The organism is Paraherbaspirillum soli (genome assembly GCF_042654985.1).
Taxonomy (GTDB): Bacteria; Pseudomonadota; Gammaproteobacteria; order Burkholderiales; family Burkholderiaceae_D; genus Paraherbaspirillum; species Paraherbaspirillum soli.
Genome location: NZ_JBHSMT010000013.1, coordinates 48305 through 64410, shown reverse-complemented (window position 1 = coordinate 64410; position 16106 = coordinate 48305). Strand labels below are relative to the sequence as shown.

Genomic DNA, 16106 nt, shown 5'->3' with positions numbered 1-16106 from the left:
CGTGGAACGGGTGAAATGCGGGGGAATGTTCTGCTGTGGCGCGGAGAGGCTGCCTGACTGCCACTTGAAACTTAACGCGAGGCCAGGCAACCGATCGGTAGCGGTAGTAGTAGCGATAGCGCACGAGCGAAGATCATCCCGGCGCATACAGTGCCGTTGATGAAGGTATCGAGAAGTGGCTTGAAATACATGGAATCCTGCTCTTCGTAATCGGAATTCATCGTCGAATCCCGGGTTGACTACATTTGCTTTATCTTTTTCTGGCTGGAGTTTTGCTAGGCTTGCCAGTTGGGTCCCGGTCGGTACCGGGGCGAGATCATAGTGCGCGTAGTAGCGATAGCGCTAGTAGCGGCACTAGCAGCATTGCCGGCAGGGAGCCGGTAACGTGTAGTAGGGAGCAGGAATGGGTTTTTGCGGAAGGCATTGGGCTAATGTACGAGACTGGGCCGGGGCTTGTCAAGCGCTCAAGAATCAAGGAGCGTAAAAAAACGGCTTGGCTAGCGACTGTATCAAGAGGAGCGACCGTTACAGTTTTGGCTAATGCCGATAAGGACACACATCCATCAGGCGCTCGATCTGAACGCGTAGATCAGCGTCAGCAACCGGCAGATTGTCGACGTCGCATATTGCAGCTCAAGTGCGAGATGGATTCACTCCCTTCCCGGGGAATTCGAATGCATGGTTTCCGGATACGCGATTAGAGCTCGCCCTAAAGCGCACGCGTGCCCGAAATCAAGCGCGTAATAAAGGCCGAACGTTCCGTCTTCGGCTTCGGCGAAGCGCGTTCCACGACCAGCGACCACTGCTCCGACAATTGCTGGCAGGTGGCGCGCAACACCGGCGCCAGCTCCGGCCATTCGGACAGCGTCCGCAAGTGGCGCTCGATCGTAGCCGCCGACTGCGGGCAGGCACCAGCTGTCAACGTCTGCGTGCTGTATTGCGAGATCAGGTGCAGCACCGCCGATACCAGCAATTCCGGCGGGGTTTGATAATCGTCGGCGTTGAGCGTGATCGGATCTGCGGCATGGTGTGGATGGTTCATCGTAAGCCTTTGCAGGATTCGTTTAAATGAAAATGATTCTCATTTAAATTATTGTCGATTCCATCCCTGAAAGCAAGCGCTTTGATGCTGTCAATTTTGCCGGGTATGCCGCCGGACCGAATGTGGCGGGGGCCGCGCAGTAGGTTTTTCGAGGTGTCCCTGTGCAGACTGCGTCTATGACTTGCTTACGCGTTTAAAAGACGTTCGCGTTTTTGTTCCTCATCGAAGAACAATCTGGACGGCTTGATCAGGTCGCTGCGACTGACGATCCCGATCAAGCGCAGCGTATGCAGGTCGCTCACCACCGGCAATCGTTCCAGGTGGTGAGTCGCCATCCGCGCCGCGGCGAGGCGGCAGGTTTCGGATGGCAATGCCACCAAACCGGCGCCTTGATCCTGGTGATGGCTGAACAATGTCGTCAGCGGATTGGCGCCATCCGTCAATGGGCCGAAGCTGCTGCGATCGACCATTCCCAATAGTCGTTGCTCGGCATCGACTACCGGGTAGCAGCGATGCACCTGTTGCGCGCCGAAATAGCGTTCCAGCACCGCCGCGATGGATAGATTGGCCGGAATTGCTTCCACCGCATGGGTCATGACTTCTTCAACATGCTGGCGTTCCAGCGGATCGACGCCGTACTCGCGATAGATATGCAAGCCGCGCCGGGAAATCTTCTCGGTCATGATCGAGCGGCGCATGGTCAGCACCGTAAAGCCATAGGCGACGCCGGTGGTCAGCAATAGCGGCAGCAAGGCATTGACGTCATGGGTCAAGCCGAATGCGAACACGGCGGCAGTCAACGGTGCTCCCAATACGCCGGCCAGCACGGCCGCCATGCAAACCAACGGCCACAAATGCGCGTCGCCGCCCGGCAGCCACGGCGCCAGTACGGTGCCGAGTCCGGCGCCGATGATCAATAGCGGCGCCAATACGCCGCCGGAAGTGCCGGAGCCAAGCGCGATGACCCAAATGACCGCCTTTACCAGCAACAGACTCAGTGCAATCTGCAACGCCAGGTGATTATTCAACAGGTCGCCAATCACGTCGTAACCGACACCTAACGCCCGCGGTTCAAAATAGCCGCCAATCCCGACCACGATGCCGCCCAGCGCCGGCCACCACATCCAGTGGACCGGCAGTTTGCCGAACATGTCCTCAACCCAGTACAGCGCGGTCGACATGAAGGCCGACAGCGCCCCGCCCAGAATGCCGGCGATCGCGCAAGAGAATAGTGCGGCGATGCCGATTTCCGGGGTTTGCAACGGAAATAGCGGACCCGCTTCCAGCAGCAAGGGGCGGGTGAAGCCGGCTACCGCACAGGCGACGATGACCGGCAGCAGACTGCGCGGACGCAATTCGAATAGCAGCAGTTCGATCGCCAGCAGCACGGCTGCCACCGGCGTGCCGAACACCGCCGTCATGCCGGCGGTGGCGCCGGCCACCAGCAAGGTCTTGCGTTCGGCGGCGGTCAGATGAAAAAGCTGCGCTATCAGCGAACCGATGGCGCCGCCCGTCATGATGATCGGCCCCTCCGCGCCAAACGGTCCGCCGCTGCCGATCACGATGCCGGAGGACAGAGGTTTGAGAACCGCGACTTTTGCCGACATTTTGCTTTTGCCAAACAGGATCGCTTCGATCGCTTCAGGAATGCCATGACCGCGAATTTTTTCAGAACCGAAGCGCGCTATCAGGCCGACGATCAAGCCGCCCAACACCGGCAACAGGATGACCCATGCGCCGAGGTGATGCGCGGCAGGCGAGCGCGTCGCGAAAGAAAAGGATTGGTAGAAGAACAGATTGGTAAACAGCCTGATCAAGTTCAACAATACAAATGCCGCCAGCGTGCCGCAGCCGCCGATGGCGATGGCGATTAAGGAGGTCCTGAGCAGGCGCGTGTCGGCCGCGAAATCGCGTTTGTGTAAGTGTGCGTGGGAAGCCATGACGAGGGTTTTAACTATTAATGGTCGGAATTCGGAAGGTTTCAGTCAATGTATTCAGCTCGGCATGATGCAAGCTTGCAAGTTTTTCCAGGCAGCGCTCGCCAGCCGGCAATAGATGCACGTTGACCTGACGGCGATCGATTTCGCTGACGCGGCGTTCCACCAACTTGAGTTTTTCGCAGCGGGATACCAGCGCCACGACGCTATGATGCTGCGACTGCAGGCGTTCCGCCAGCTCGCCGATGCGAGCCCAGTCGCGCCCTGGGAAGCCCTTTATATGCAGCAATAACAAGTACTGTTGGGGCGTGACGCCTTCCGCCTGAGCCGCTTCTTCGCTGAAGCGCAGGAATTTCCGGAGTTGGTAGCGAAACGTGGACAAGGCTTCAAAGTCTTGTTTTTGCAACGAAGGTGGGGATGGTGCATTCATCTGGCAGCCGGCTTTACTGGAAGTGGGACGCAGATAATATATCAAAGTACGATATATTTTTTCGAAATCCTGTACCGGAAAAGAAAAACCCGCCGGCAGGCGGGTTGTAGCGTCATCAGGGAGCCGTCTGCATCAGTTCAATTCCATCGGCCATTGCTGCCGCCGACGCTGTATCGGCCGGCTCCCAGCAGCAAAATGGTTACTGCCGTAAATAGGAAAAAACCTTGCAGCTCAAGCGCCCAGCCGCCGGCATCGGACAAGGTCAGCAATTGTTTGCTGTGTACCAGCGCGAATGCGGTCAGCATATTGGCGATGACAAGCAGGGCGCCGATGCGCGTCCAGAATCCAAACAGGATTAATAACGGCGCCACCACTTCGCCGAAATAGACGCCATAGGCCAATACCGGGGGCAAGCCGGCATTGTTGATCAGGCCGACGACAAAGCCGGGACCGTTGAGGATTTTTGAAACGCCATGGAATAGAATAAGGATCGCCAGAGTTGAGCGCAGTACAAGCTTTCCCAGGTCGTCGGCATTTTTCATAAGCACTCCTCTTGTAAGAAGGTGTCTATCATGATCCGTCAAAAAATCCTTGCCAGCGCCGTCATCTTGTTCATCGGCTTGCTGGCAGCTTGTCAAAGAAAAGACGCGCCTATGCCGGAAGTTGCGAAGCCGGCAGCGCCCGCTGCACAAGTGCCGCCGACCGCGAATACGCCGGCGAGCACTGACGAAAAAAAGTAAGCCTGACTATCCATCATGTGCTGGACGCGCGCCGTAATTAATGAAAATAGCCGCTGCCGATAAGCAGCGGTTTGCCGGCAACGCCGGCACCGATCAGGCGACGCGCGACGCCTTCGATTTTGGTCTGGAACGCATGATAAGTGTCGAGCAGATCGAGTTTGGGATCTTTGGAATGGGACAGGTCGGCGAGCGTCGCTCCGGGCACCAGGCACTGATATTGTTGATATTCGACTACCACCGAAAATAGTACGCCGGCATTTGTCAGGCGAGGTGCAGCAAGTACGTTGTCCATCATGATCTCCACGGGAATACGATTGTGCAGAGTCGGTATGCATCGGTAAAACATGCAACTGACTGCTCGTCTATCGTGCACGGAAAATAGCCTGCTAGCAAGGACAAGAGTACATATTCGTCAGACTGGCTTCGATATCGTGGCAGGGAATTTTTAAATGCGGCCGCTAAAAATACGATGTTTACGGCCAGGGCATCGGCGTGACGTTGATGTATTGCGGCTCATATTCTTTATCTTCGATCAAGTCGTCGGGATCGTTGCTGTCGCCTAGCCTGGGGCCGAGGATTTTGGCGATCTCTTTGTGGCACTCGGCGAAGTCGGTCGCCATCAGCGGCACATTCTTGACGGGCCAATTGCTGATGGCCCAAGTGGTGAATTCTTCGAAGCGCTTGCTCATTTCCGCTGCGTATTGATTGCGAATGTCGTGCTTGTTTATCACCACGTTGCTCATCACATTCTCCGGTAGCGGCTGAAACAAATTTGACCATTTTGATCATTGAATGTTTCTGTAAGAATTTCGCCAACAGTTGCCAGTAAGTATTTGTTATGCGTTTGAGAAATATCAGGTATTTGAACAATAAAGCATACAGGCGGGCGGCGGATCGCTATAGTTACACCTGTCTCCTCCAACACCTCCTAGGTTTGGATTCAGCCCGCAACCGAATGGTCATGCGGGCTTTTTTTTGCCGGCTGATTTTGCGACGAAAAAAATCCGCCGCACCGGAGTGGCGAGGCGGATGGGTGATCATGTCCAGCGCAGGTAAATCGGAGCGCGATCAAGTCGCCGTGCAATAACTATCCAGCTCCAGCAGCAGCCGCTGTTTTTCCGCAGCCGGCAAAAAGCTCGCTTCGAAGCCGTTACGGGCCAGCATCACGAGTTCGGTACGGCTCAGTCGCAGTGCCTCGGCTACCGCCAGGAAATTGGCGTTCATGTATCCGCCAAAATAGGCCGGATCGTCGGAATTGACGGTGACCGCCAGACCGGCATGCAGCAAACGCGCCAGATTATGTTTGCGCATGTCGTCGACCACGCACAACTTCAGATTCGACAGCGGGCACACTGTCAGCGGGGTCCGTTGCTGCGCGAGCCGCTGCATCAATGCCGGGTCTTCTTCGCTGCGAACGCCGTGGTCGATGCGCTCCACGTGTAATACGTCGAGCGCATCGACCACGTATTGCGGCGGACCTTCTTCACCGGCGTGCGCGACCAGATGGAAGCCGAGTTCGCGGCAACGCGCAAACACGCGCGCAAATTTTTCCGGCGGATTGCCGCGCTCGGCCGAGTCGAGGCCGATGCCTATCCACAGGTCGCTATAAGTCTCGCGCAGCGGCAATGCTGCTTCCAGCGTGGCGAAAGCGTCGTCTTCCGACAGGTGGCGCAAGAACGACATGATCATGCCGCTGCTGAAGCCGTGTGTATCGCGTGCTTCGCGCAAGGCGCGGGCGATCCCGGCGAACACCACGTCGATGCCGATGCCGCGCTCGGTATGGGTTTGCGGGTCGAAGAAGATTTCTGAGTGGCGCACATTGTCGGCCCGCGAGCGGGCGATATAAGCCGCCGTCATTTCATAAAAATCCTGCTCGGTTTGCAGCACCGCGGCGCCGGCGTAGTACAGATCGAGAAACGACTGCAGGTCGCTGAAATCATAGGCGGCGCGCAAGGCATCGACCGAGTCGTAGGCCAGCTTGACATTGTTGCGCTGCGCGAGCGCGAACAGCAATTCAGGCTCCAGCGTGCCCTCGATATGCAGGTGCAGCTCTGCCTTGGGCATGTCCTCGATGAAGGATTTGAGGTCGGCTGGGAGCGAAGGAGTAGGGGAAGCGGTATTCATGGCGGTACCTGGTTTCTTCTGGTCGGACAAGTGATCGGGATGGAATTTCGCAATTTTACAGAATCGCGGCGGCGCTTTCGTCCTTATCAGCAAATAAGCGAATTGCGATTTTGCTTCTTGACTCGGATGACATGCGGGGCCACAAATGCGCAGGCCTGAATTGCTCATGGTCAATTCAGGCCGTCGCCGCATTTTATGAGATCGGCATCAACCGGTATTGCGCAAGCCCGCAGCAATGCCGTTGATGCTCAAGTGAATGCCGCGTTTGACCCGTTCTTCGGTGACGCGGCCGGCCGCGGTAATGCTGCGGTGGCGCCGGATCAGCTCAACTTGCAAGTGATTCAGCGGGTCGAGATAGGCAAAGCGGTTTTTGATCGAGCGTGCCAGCAAGGGATTGCCCGACAAACGATCCTTGGAGCCGGTGATCGCCGACAGGATGCTGCTGGTACGTTCGTGCTCATCGACGATGCGCTTGAAAATGCTGTTGCGCAGCTTGCGGTCGGTCACCAGTCCGGCGTAGCGCGACGCCACCGCCAGGTCGGTCTTGGACAGCACCATGTCCATATTGGACAGCAGCGTGGCGAAGAACGGCCATTCCTTATACATGGTGCGCAGCGTCGCCAGCTTCTGGTTCTTGAGCTTGCTGCCGTTGCCTTCTTGCAGCCAGGCTTCGATCGCGCTGCCGAAGCCATACCAGCCCGGCAGCAAAAGACGGCATTGGCCCCAAGAGAAGCCCCACGGGATCGCGCGCAGGTCCTCGATGCGGCGGGTCGATTTGCGCGAGGCCGGACGCGAGCCGATATTCAATTCGGCAATCTCGGCAATCGGCGTCGACGCAAAGAAATAGTCGGTGAAGCCGGGTGTCTCGTAGACCAGGTTGCGGTACGACTGATACGCGCGCTCCGACAGGTCGTCCATCAACTGTTCGAATTCGCCCAGCTTTTTGGCTTGCTTGCTGTCGGCCACGTTCGGCATCAGGCTGGCTTCCAGCGTGGCGGCGACCAGCAGTTCCAGGTTGCGGCGGCCGATCTCGGGATTGGAGAATTTGGAGGCGATGATTTCACCTTGTTCGGTCAAGCGGATCTGGCCGTTGACGGTGCCCGGCGGTTGCGCCAGGATCGCCTGATAGCTCGGGCCGCCGCCGCGGCCGACGGTGCCGCCGCGGCCATGGAACAGACGCAGCTTGATGCCGGCCCGATCGAACACGCGCACCAGCTGGATCTCGGCCTTGTACAGCTCCCAGTTCGAAGTCAGGAAACCGCCGTCCTTGTTGGAATCGGAATAACCCAGCATCACTTCCTGCAACTGGCCTTGGCGGGCGAGCAGGCGCGCGACCGGCGGCAATGCCATCCATTGCTCCATGATGGCCGCGGCGCGGCGCAGGTCGGGAATCGTTTCAAACAGTGGAATCACCATCACTTCCAGCTCGCTGCTTTTGAGCGCTTTGGCGCCCGTGCCCGACTGAGCGGGGCGCAGCAGGCCGGTTTCCTGTTGCAGCAACAGGACTTCGAGCAAGTCGGACACGGTTTCGGTGTGCGAAATGATGTAGTTGCGGATCGCGCGGGCGCCATAGCGCTGGCGCATTTCGCGTGCCGCCCGCAGGATAGCCAGTTCGGAATCGGTCTCGTCGGAATAGTCGATATAGGGTGAATACAGCAGCCGTGGCTTGGCCAGTTCCGCCAGCAGCAGTTCAATCTTTTTTTCTTCAGTCAAGCTGGCATAGGCCGGTTCTACCTGCGCTTGCGCAAACAGCTCTGCCAGCACTCTTTCATGCACATCCGAGCTCTGGCGCATATCCAGCGATGCCAGGTGGAAGCCGAAAATTTCCGAAGCGCGCTTGAGCGTCGCCAGACGCGGTTTGACCAGCGCGCCGCCATGGTTCGCCTTCAGCGAATCCTCGACGATTTGCAGTTCCTGGGTAAATTCCTGGGGCGAGTCATAGTGCGCCGCAGCGCCGACTTCCTGACGCAGGATATTGGCGGCGCCGAGTTCGCGTGCGGTCGCGGCCAATCGCGCATAAATCCCGATCAGTGCGCGCCGGTAGGGCTCGTCGGCCCGATGATCGGAGGTGTCGGGCGACGATTCTGCCAGCATCAACAGTTCCTGGCTGACGCCGACCATCAGCGTCGACACCGACAGTTCGGCGCCCAGTGCGTGCACTTCTTCCAGGTAGAAATCGAGGATGGTGGTCGATTGCCGCGTCAGCGCGTGCTGCATGGTGCCGGCATTGACGTTCGGATTGCCGTCGCGGTCGCCGCCGATCCAGCTGCCCATTTGCAGGAACGGCGCCAGCTCGGTATTGCTGCCGGCTTGCCGCGCGCGGGTCGGGAACTGGGTCGCGATTTCGGTTTCGATGTCGTCATATAGCGCCGGCAATTCGCGCAGGAAGGTGATGCGATAGTAGGACAGCGCGTTTTCGATTTCATCGGCCACGGTCAGTTTGCTATAGCGCAGCATCCGGGTTTGCCACAAGGTCGTGATGCGGCCGCGCAGCAGCTCGCTGTTGTCGCGCAACTCCTTCGGCGTCAGCGGCCGGTCGCGTTCGGCCAGCAAGCGCGCAATGTCGCGCTCCGCATCCAGGATGCTCTTGCGCTGCACTTCGGTCGGATGGGCGGTCAACACCGGCGAAATCAGGGCGTCTTTCAAAAAACCGCGGATGCTGCTGCCGGACACGCCGGCATCATCCAGTTTGCTCAACGCATGGGCGACGCTGCCGGCCTGCGCTGCCGATCCCGCCAGCAAATGCGCGCGGCGGCGGCGATTGTGATGCTGGTCTTCGGCGATATTGGCCAGGTGCGAAAAATAGGAAAAGGCGCGCACCACCGAATTGGTCTGGTCGCGCGTCAGCTTCTTCAGCAACTTGTCGAGATCGGCGCCCGCTTGCTGATCCGATTCGCGCCGAAAACGCACCGCCGTCTGGCGTATGGTCTCCACCACGTCGAATACGGCGTCGCCTTCCTGGTCGCGCAGCACATCGCCCAGCAGGCGGCCCAGCAGGCGAATATCTTCTTTTAGCGGTGCATCTTTATTGGGAGCGGCTTTTTTGACTTGGACGGCAGGATTTGCTTGTTTTTCCATGTTGGACGAGGCAATCAGTTTTTTAGTGGAAGACGTGCTGTGGATAAGAATTACAACGAAGAGCGCATGTTAAAATTTATCGTTAAAACGTCGCGCTTTGATGGGATCTGCTTGCGGTTGGGCTAACCACCATCGATACAACTTGAAAGAATCTGTGCCGAAAATATCTACTCCCTCCAAGTTAGTGATTGCATCGCGTGAAAGCCGGCTCGCCATGTGGCAGGCAGAGCATGTGCGCGATAGATTATTTGCATTATATCCAGACTGTAATATAGAAATCCTTGGCATGACCACCCGCGGCGATCAAATTCTGGATCGCACTTTGTCCAAGGTCGGCGGCAAAGGCCTGTTCGTCAAGGAGCTGGAAGTGGCGATGGCGGAAGGCCGCGCCGACCTGGCTGTGCATTCGCTGAAAGACATGCCGATGGACTTACCGCCCGGCTTTGCGCTGGCGGCCGTGCTGGAACGCGAAGATCCGCGCGATGCCTTTGTTTCCAACGATTACGCCTCACTTGAGCAGTTGCCGGAGGGCGCCATCGTCGGCACCAGCAGCTTGCGGCGTCAGGCGCTGATCGCAGCGCGCTTCCCGCACTTGCAGATCAAACCGTTGCGCGGCAATCTCGATACCCGCCTGGGTAAATTGGACCGCGGCGAATACGCGGCGATCATTCTGGCCGCCGCCGGCCTGAAACGACTCGGCTTGACCGCGCGCATCAAGGCGTTGCTGGAACCCGAGCAGAGTTTGCCTGCGCCAGGGCAGGGCGCGATGGCGATTGAAATTCGCGACGACCGCGACGACTTGCGGCAACTGCTGGCGCCGTTGAACCATGTGCCGACCGCGCAAGCGGTGACCGCCGAGCGCACTTTGTCGCGTGCTTTTGGCGGCAGCTGTCAGATTCCATTGGCGGCTTTTGCGACGATAGACGACGGCAACATGCGCTTGAGGGCGATGATCGGCACCCCCGACGGCCAGCGCGTGGCGAGTGCCGAGGCTACGGGTGCGGCCAACGCGCCGGAAGAACTCGGGAAAAAGATCGCGGAAGCGCTACAGGCGCAGGATGCGGCAGCGATTCTCGCCGCCTGCCTACAGGAGCACTAATTTGCCCCCTGTCGTTATTACCCGGCCCGCAGCGCAGGCGGCGGAGCTTGCCCAGCAAATTGCTGCGCGCGGCCGGCAGCCGGTCATTTTTCCGTTGCTGGAGATTTTGCCGCTGAACGACAGCGCCCCTTTGCAGGCAGCATTGGCGCAACTCGACCGCTATGCGCTGGTGGTTTTTGTCAGCCCGAACGCGATCGACGCCGCTTTTCGCTATTTGTCGCATTGGCCGCAACAGGTGGCGATCGGCATAGTCGGGGAGGGCAGCCGTATCGCGTTGGCGCGACATGCCGTGAATGGGCAGAACGCCACCATCTTTAGCCCAGCCGACCCGGCCAAGACAGATTCGGAGGGATTGTTGCAAGCGCTCGATCTGCCGGCCTTGCGCGACCGTCAGGTGCTGATCGTGCGCGGCGAAAGCGGCCGTGAATTGCTGGCTGACGCTTTGCTGGCAGCGGGCATCAAAGTGGTCCCGGTCGCCGCTTACCGGCGTCAGGCGCCGGCGTTGACGACAACGGTCGAGGCGCAACTACGGCAATTGCTGAATACCGAAAACGCCTGGATCGTGACCAGTTCAGAAGCATTGCGAATTCTGATGACCTTGGTGCAACAAGTGGAAAGCAGTGCCGGTGTTGCAAAAATCCAACAACAGCAAATCGTTGTGCCGCATGCCCGTATTGCCGAAACGGCACATGCGCTTGGTTTTACTAAGATAACTCTCACCGGCTCAGGCGACGAACGGCTACTTGACGCGTTACAATTCCCGCTATGAACGAATCGCTACCCACTCCTGAATCGCGCCAGCATGCTGGCCCTGCCACCAGTTCGACGACCTCGGCCAGCTCTTCCGCCGCTCCGTCTTCAGCGTCGCCGCCCGCGCAACAAGCTTATGAACGCAGTAAAAATCCAGGCAAGCAACTTGGCTTGATTTATGGCGCGTTGCTGCTGCTGGCCTTGCTGCTGGCTGGCCAGTGGTGGTCAGCACACTCCGAAAACGCCAAGCTGCGACAGGAACTGGCGCGTCGCCTGCAAATCGGCGACAGCAGCAACTCCGAAACCAAGACGATCGTCAAATCGGTGCAAGAAGGCACCAAAGAATTGCAAGCCAAGGTCAGCGTGCTCGAGAGTAAGCAAGTCGAAGCGCAAAGCCAGCAACTGGCGCTGGAGCAGCTGTACCAGGATCTTTCAAAAAATGGAGATGACTGGGCCTTGTCCGAGGTCGAAGACGTGTTGTCGACCGCCAGCCAGCAATTGCAACTGGCCGGCAACGTGCAGGGCGCATTGATTGCGCTGCAGAACGCCGACAAGAACCTGTCGCGCTCCGACAAGCCGCAATTCATTACCATCCGGCGCGCCATCGCGCACGATATCGAAAAGCTGAAAGCGTTGCCGACGCTGGATGTGACCGGGATCGCAGTACGTCTCGACAGCGTGATCGGCCAGGTCGACAGCATGCCGCTGTTGTCCGACGAAAAGCCGGTCACCGGTTCGCTGCAGCCTAGCAATCAGGCGCCAAGCCGCAGCAAGGCCGCAGCCGGCACCAAGTCATCCAAGCAGGCGGGAGTTTCCCAGCCGCTGACTGAGCCGCAGGCTGCGAACGACGGCGTGGTCGCCGACTGGAAGCGGACGCTGAAGGATAAATGGCAAAGCTGGAGCAGCGAGATGTGGACTGAAATCAGCCAACTGGTGCGGGTGCGCAGCGTTGCCACGCCGGACGCCTTGCTGTTGTCGCCGACCCAAGCCTATTACGCACGGGAAAACCTGAAGCTGCGTTTGCTGAATGCACGTCTGGGCTTGTTATCGCGCAATGAAGCCGCGTTCCGCAGCGACCTGATCGCTGCGCAAGAAACGGTCAGCAAATATTTCGATACGCGCGCCAAGCAGACGCAAACCGTGCAAGCACTGTTGAAGCAGGTGCAAGGAAGTAATCTTTCGATCGCGATGCCGGTGTTGGACAGCCTCGCCGCGATCCGTACTTATAAAGGCAAGCCATAGTCATATGCGATTCTTTCTCCGGCTTGTTGCTCTGTTCGCTGTCGCCATCGGCCTGGCCGTGATGGCTCGTTACAATCCCGGTAACGTGGTGCTGTTCTTCCCGCCTTACCGGATTGATTTGTCGCTGAATTTTTTCGCGGTACTGCTGACGATTCTGTTCATCGTTCTGTACGTGCTGATCCGGACGATTCGAGCGACGCAGAAGTTGCCCGGGCGGGTGATTGCTTATCGCCGTCACAAGCGTGAAACCAATGCCAACAATGCGTTGCGCGACGCCCTCAAAGCATTGCTTGAGGGCCGCTTCGGTCAAGCCGAAAAGGCCGCCACGCGGGCGGCGGAATTGCCGGAGAATCTCGGCGTGTCAGCATTGATGGCGGCACGTGCCGCCCATCGCATGGGCCAATCCGAGCGCCGCGATATCTGGCTGGCCAGCGTTGAAGACAACCAGGCGCTGAAAACAGCGCGTCTGATCACCGCGCTGGATTTGCTGGTCGATGATCACAAATCGCATGCTGCGCTGGACGTGGTCAAAGAGTTGAACGCCAGCGGCACCCGCCATATCCACGCCTTGCGACTGGCGCTGAAAGCCAATCAGCAAGCCAAGAACTGGCCTGAAGTACTGCGTCTGGTGCGCACGCTGGATAAACACGCAGCGCTCCATCCTGCCTTGTCGAAGCGCTTGCGCGAATTGGCCTACGATGGATTGCTGTCGGATCCGTCGCATGATGCCGAATCGATTGGCCGTTTGTGGAGCACGGTGCCGAACGAAGACCGGATCAAACCCTTCATCGCGATGCGTGCCGCCCAGGCTTTCAATCAGCGCGGTTTGCATGGCGAGGCCCGCGCCATCGTCGAGAAATCGCTGGTCGCGGAGTGGGATGTGCGCTTGTTGCCGGTATATCGGGACGCCGCGGCAGACGAAGCCAGCCCGGAGTTGTTGGCGCAGATTGAGCATTGCGAACGCTGGGCCGCCAAATCGCCGAACGATGCCGAACTGGCATTGACCCTGGGCAGCTTCTGCCTCAAGCAAAAATTGTGGGGCAAGGCACAACGGCATCTGGAGCAGGCGCTGTCGGACGCCACCTCCCCGAACTTGGTGCGCGAAGCCCATTTGAAGCTGGCGCAGTTGCACGAGGGCGTCGATCATCAGGAGCAGGCGGCTGAGCACTATCGGCAATGCGCGCTGGCGACGATGTTGTAACACCTTGAGAGGCTGACATCGCTGTCAGCAAGTAGGGCGGATGAGCGTAGCGTTATCCGCCGCTTGATGCACCACCTGCATTCGATGTATCTAACACGGTGAAACGGCGGATAACGCTGCGCTCATCCGCCCTACAGACGGTTGCAGATTTTGAACAGGCGGCAAGAGCATCCCGAATAGGTGCAAAAAAAAATGGCTGACATCGCTGTCAGCCATTAAAAAGATTACCCCGGATTTTCCCGGCAACTGTCAGGATCATCCTGACAGCTGCAAGACCTCCAGAGTATTCTCCTCGCAAATCATCAGCCCGGCACCTTGCCGTCAACTCCTTCCACATACACCTTGAGTCCGTGCAGCTGGACGTCATCGGCGACCGCATCTTTGGCGACGATGTCCTTGCCGGTATTGTCCTTGATCGGACCTTTCCAGATCGGGGCTGAGCCGTCGATGATGGCGTTCTTGCGCTGTTCAACCAGTGCTTTGACATCGGCCGGCAGTTCAGGGTTATACGCGGCCAGGTCGATCGCGCCGTCTTTCAAGCCGAGCCAGACGGTACCGCTCTTCCAGGAGCCGTCCAGTACAGCGGCGACCCGTTGCGTGTAATAACCGCCCCATTTATTGGTCGATGCCGCCAGGTGCGCCTTGGCGCCGAAGCTCGTCATGTCGCTGTCCCAGCCGAACGCGTACACGCCTTTTTCCTGTGCGGTTTGCACCACGGCGGCCGAGTCGGTGTTTTGCATCAGCACATCGACGCCTTGGCCGATCAGCGTGGTGGCGGCTTCACGTTCCTTACCCGGGTCGAACCACTTGTTGACCCAGACTACGCGCGTGGTGGCTTGCGGATTGGTCGAGCGCGCGCCCAGCGTGAACGAGTCGATATTGCGGATCACTTCCGGAATCGGCACCGATGCGACGATGCCGAGCTTGCCGGTTTTGCTCATTTTGCCGGCGACCACGCCGGCCAGATACGCGCCTTCATAAGTGCGGACATCGTACTGCGCCAGATTGTCGGCGGTTTTGAAACCCGTCGCATGTTCGAATTTGACATCTGGGAAGTCCTTGGCGACTTTCAGCATCGCTTCCATGTAGCCGAAGGTGGTGCCGAAAATCAGCTTGTTGCCATCGGTCGCCAGTTGGCGGAATACGCGTTCCGCATCGGCCGCCGATTCCGGCACGTTTTCAACGAAAGTAACCTTGACCTTGTCGCCGAATTTATCGGCAACCGCTTTGCGGCCCAGATCGTGGGCGTAAGTCCAGCCGGCGTCGCCGACCGGGCCGATATAGACGAACGCGACTTTTAACGGCTCAGCTGTGGCTGGGGCAGCAGCGGATGCCGGTGCTGCGGTTTCCGCCGATTGCGGCGTTTCTTTCTTGCCGCAGCCGATCAGGGCTACGGTCGCTAGCGCCATCAAAGCGGCCAGCGAGGCTCTGCGTGAAATGATCATGTGCTTCTCCTATTAAAAAAACGAATGGTCGACCACGCCGGATTTCAAATGCTGCCGGGACGGAACGGCTTGCCCAGCGATGCCGGCATATTCAAGCGAATCCAGTCGGGGTTGCGCGACATCAGCGCCAGTACCACGATGGTGGCGGCATACGGCAGCATCGACAGAAACTGGGATGGAATGGTGACGCCTATGCCTTGCAAATAAAACTGCACGATGGTCACGCCGCCGAACAGCAGCGCGCCCAGCAGCACGCGAGCCGGACGCCAGGTGGCGAAGGTGGTCAGCGCCAGCGCAATCCAGCCGCGCCCCGATACCAATCCTTCGACCCACATCGGGGTATAGACCAGCGACAGGTAAGCTCCCGCCAGTCCGCAGCAGGCGCCGCCGAACAGCAATGCCGCCAGGCGGATGCCGCGCACCGAGTAGCCCAATGCGTGGGCCGACTCCGGCGCTTCGCCGACTGCGCGCAGCACCAGCCCGGCGCGGGTCTTGTACAGGAACCAGGCGATCGCGCCGCACAACAGCAGCGCTGCATAAGATAGCCAGTGTTGGCGGAACAGGGCCGGGCCGAAGAACGGTAGTTCGCTTAACCATGGAATGGCAGACGCCTGATTCGGCAGCGCCAGGCCAACGAAGCGCTGCCCCAGAAACGCCGACAGTCCAGTGCCGAAAATCGACAAGGCCAGGCCGGTAGCGACCTGGTTGGTCGCCAGTACCAGCGCCAGCCATGCAAACAGGCTGGCCATCACCATCCCGGCCAGGGCGCCGGCAACAAAGCCGAGCAGCGGGCTGTGGCTCTGGTAGCCGACCGCAAAGCCGACGATCGCCGCCACCAGCATCATGCCTTCGGCGCCCAGGTTGAGCACGCCGGCGCGCTCATTGATCAGCAAGCCGAGCGCCGCCAGCAACAGCGGTGTGCCGGCATTGACGGAGGCGGCGATTACGGGGGCGAGTTGGTCCATATCAGTTGAGCGGGGCAGGTTGTGGGTTGGCGGCGCTGAAGATCGAAGTGAGC

The 16106-nt window shown here is 58.8% G+C and carries 16 protein-coding genes; 5 read left to right on the top strand and 11 right to left on the bottom strand.

Annotated features, from left to right (window positions below):
• Nucleotides 1-71: 71 nt before the first annotated feature.
• The 5 genes from ACFPM8_RS07820 to ACFPM8_RS07800 form a co-directional block, all read right to left on the bottom strand.
• On the bottom strand, nucleotides 72-221 hold the full coding sequence (locus ACFPM8_RS07820) for a hypothetical protein (protein ID WP_378996769.1): 150 nt from the start codon (nucleotides 219-221) through the stop codon (nucleotides 72-74).
• A gap of 488 nt (nucleotides 222-709) precedes the next feature.
• Nucleotides 710-1042 carry a hypothetical protein gene (locus tag ACFPM8_RS07815; RefSeq protein WP_378996767.1) on the bottom strand — a complete coding sequence of 111 codons (333 nt, stop codon included), beginning with the start codon at nucleotides 1040-1042 and terminating at the stop codon, nucleotides 710-712.
• A gap of 185 nt (nucleotides 1043-1227) precedes the next feature.
• Nucleotides 1228-2982, bottom strand: a complete 1755-nt coding sequence (locus ACFPM8_RS07810) for a chloride channel protein (RefSeq protein WP_378996765.1) — start codon at nucleotides 2980-2982, stop codon at nucleotides 1228-1230.
• Nucleotides 2983-2992: 10 nt separating this feature from the next.
• A complete protein-coding gene (locus tag ACFPM8_RS07805) occupies nucleotides 2993-3409 on the bottom strand; it encodes a MarR family winged helix-turn-helix transcriptional regulator (RefSeq protein ID WP_378996763.1) in 417 nt (138 codons plus the stop codon).
• A gap of 137 nt (nucleotides 3410-3546) precedes the next feature.
• Entirely contained in the window at nucleotides 3547-3951 is a 405-nt protein-coding gene (locus tag ACFPM8_RS07800) for a DoxX family protein (protein ID WP_378996761.1), read from the bottom strand.
• Nucleotides 3952-3981: 30 nt separating this feature from the next.
• Between ACFPM8_RS07800 and ACFPM8_RS07795 the strand changes: the two genes are divergently transcribed.
• Nucleotides 3982-4149 (top strand): hypothetical protein, encoded by a 168-nt coding sequence (locus ACFPM8_RS07795; protein WP_378996758.1) that lies wholly within the window; start codon nucleotides 3982-3984, stop codon nucleotides 4147-4149.
• 37 nt (nucleotides 4150-4186) lie between these two features.
• Here the strand turns inward: ACFPM8_RS07795 and ACFPM8_RS07790 are convergent, their stop codons facing one another.
• The 4 genes from ACFPM8_RS07790 to ppc all read right to left on the bottom strand — a co-directional run bounded on the left by ACFPM8_RS07790 (nucleotide 4187) and on the right by ppc (nucleotide 9351).
• Entirely contained in the window at nucleotides 4187-4444 is a 258-nt protein-coding gene (locus tag ACFPM8_RS07790) for a DUF1488 family protein (protein ID WP_378996756.1), read from the bottom strand.
• A 178-nt stretch (nucleotides 4445-4622) separates the two neighbouring features.
• Complete coding sequence (locus ACFPM8_RS07785) at nucleotides 4623-4892, bottom strand: hypothetical protein (protein WP_378996754.1); 270 nt, start codon at nucleotides 4890-4892, stop codon at nucleotides 4623-4625.
• A 325-nt stretch (nucleotides 4893-5217) separates the two neighbouring features.
• The gene (locus ACFPM8_RS07780) at nucleotides 5218-6273 is read right to left on the bottom strand and encodes an adenosine deaminase (protein ID WP_378996752.1); all 1056 of its coding nucleotides are present in this window, start codon (nucleotides 6271-6273) and stop codon (nucleotides 5218-5220) included.
• 207 nt (nucleotides 6274-6480) lie between these two features.
• Nucleotides 6481-9351, bottom strand: a complete 2871-nt coding sequence (ppc, locus tag ACFPM8_RS07775) for a phosphoenolpyruvate carboxylase (RefSeq protein WP_378996750.1) — start codon at nucleotides 9349-9351, stop codon at nucleotides 6481-6483.
• A 100-nt stretch (nucleotides 9352-9451) separates the two neighbouring features.
• On the opposite strand from ppc, the gene hemC reads away from it, so the two are divergent.
• From hemC to ACFPM8_RS07755, 4 genes are read left to right on the top strand one after another with little or no spacing between them, the layout of a single operon-like run.
• Nucleotides 9452-10450: a hydroxymethylbilane synthase gene (gene hemC / locus ACFPM8_RS07770; RefSeq protein ID WP_378996748.1), complete on the top strand. Its 999-nt coding sequence runs from the start codon at nucleotides 9452-9454 to the stop codon at nucleotides 10448-10450.
• The gene (locus tag ACFPM8_RS07765; protein WP_378996746.1) at nucleotides 10410-11219 is read left to right on the top strand and encodes a uroporphyrinogen-III synthase; all 810 of its coding nucleotides are present in this window, start codon (nucleotides 10410-10412) and stop codon (nucleotides 11217-11219) included. Before hemC ends, ACFPM8_RS07765 begins: the two co-directional genes overlap by 41 nt.
• Complete coding sequence (locus ACFPM8_RS07760) at nucleotides 11216-12442, top strand: uroporphyrinogen-III C-methyltransferase (protein ID WP_378996744.1); 1227 nt, start codon at nucleotides 11216-11218, stop codon at nucleotides 12440-12442. The genes ACFPM8_RS07765 and ACFPM8_RS07760 overlap by 4 nt, the downstream gene beginning before the upstream one ends.
• A 4-nt stretch (nucleotides 12443-12446) precedes the next feature.
• The gene (locus ACFPM8_RS07755; RefSeq protein ID WP_378996742.1) at nucleotides 12447-13643 is read left to right on the top strand and encodes a heme biosynthesis protein HemY; all 1197 of its coding nucleotides are present in this window, start codon (nucleotides 12447-12449) and stop codon (nucleotides 13641-13643) included.
• A 302-nt stretch (nucleotides 13644-13945) separates the two neighbouring features.
• Here the strand turns inward: ACFPM8_RS07755 and ACFPM8_RS07750 are convergent, their stop codons facing one another.
• Nucleotides 13946-15088 (bottom strand): BMP family ABC transporter substrate-binding protein, encoded by a 1143-nt coding sequence (locus ACFPM8_RS07750; protein ID WP_378996740.1) that lies wholly within the window; start codon nucleotides 15086-15088, stop codon nucleotides 13946-13948.
• A 44-nt stretch (nucleotides 15089-15132) separates the two neighbouring features.
• Entirely contained in the window at nucleotides 15133-16053 is a 921-nt protein-coding gene (locus tag ACFPM8_RS07745; RefSeq protein WP_378996738.1) for an ABC transporter permease, read from the bottom strand.
• Nucleotides 16054-16106 lie beyond the last annotated feature (53 nt).